Below are 1071 nucleotides of genomic sequence, written 5' to 3' on the forward strand. Positions count from 1 at the left end.
CTGCCGCTTCACGAAAATTCATTCGTTAAAGCGACAGCCCCATTAAAAGGTCTCCGGCAGGTTTCAAAATATTGTCATGATCAATTTTGTGACAGAAAAATTAAATAAAGCATTAAAAACAGTATCTTTTTTGCGAAAGAACTGATATAATTTATAACAAATCATTTAATTATGAGAGGATGTTTGTGGTTTTAGAAATCATATTATGGATAATAAGGTTCTTTTTCGGAGCTGGCATCTTCAGCTTCTTACATATTGTCATCGATAAATTAACATACGGGAAAAGCGCAATATGTGCAAAGAGCAAGAGGATTGCAAGATATTTCTTAGTGGAATTAACAGGTGGAGTATCCATGACCGGTTGTGCGATTGTATATGGTTGCGGGAAAATGGGTGTGATTTCACTAAGAGGCGCAGTTTTTTTTATATATTTGGGAATACTGTTTGTGATTGCCTTGGTTGACTGGCATATACAGATGATTTATGATCGATTTCATATTATGATCTTGATACTTGCGGTTTTGGACTTTATGCTTTATCCGGAGATGGGAATTGTTACAAGACTGACCGGTATGGGAATCATATCAGTGCCGATGCTGGTGCTGGCACTTGCAATTCCAGGGGCTTTCGGAGGCGGAGATATCAAGCTGATGTCGGTAAGCGGATTGCTTATTGGTGGCGCGTCAATGATATGTGCAATGTGTATTGGGATTATAACAGGAGGTGCTTATGTGACACTGATGCTGGTACGAAAGAGGCTGAATAAAACAGATCAGTTTGCGTTTGGACCATTTCTTGCGTTTGGACTTGCAACTGCAATTTTTCTGGGAGATAAGATGGCAGTGTGGTATCTGCAGTTTGGGGCGGTATAGGCAGAAAATGATTTGCGTGTGGAATTGTGCAGATTAAGTATGGACGGATAAGGGCTGGTATGATAGTATAAATGCGGAAAATTTGTATATTTTGAAAAATATATCATAGGAGTAGACAATTATCGTGGGAGCTTTAAATATAAAAAAAGGTACAAAAATGATATGCTACCCTCATATAGGACAATGAAATATAAAAGTC

Annotated in this window: 1 protein-coding gene; it reads left to right on the forward strand. The window is 38.1% G+C overall.

Going from position 1 to position 1071, the window contains the following annotated elements:
* Positions 1–329: 329 nt before the first annotated feature.
* Positions 330–872, forward strand: a complete 543-nt coding sequence (locus PG766_RS16840) for a prepilin peptidase (RefSeq protein ID WP_243014535.1) — start codon at positions 330–332, stop codon at positions 870–872.
* The last annotated feature ends 199 nt before the right edge of the window (positions 873–1071 follow it).

The organism is Coprococcus sp. LG101-27, from assembly GCF_027695515.1.
GTDB classification, from domain to species: Bacteria; Bacillota; Clostridia; order Lachnospirales; family Lachnospiraceae; genus Allocoprococcus; species Allocoprococcus comes.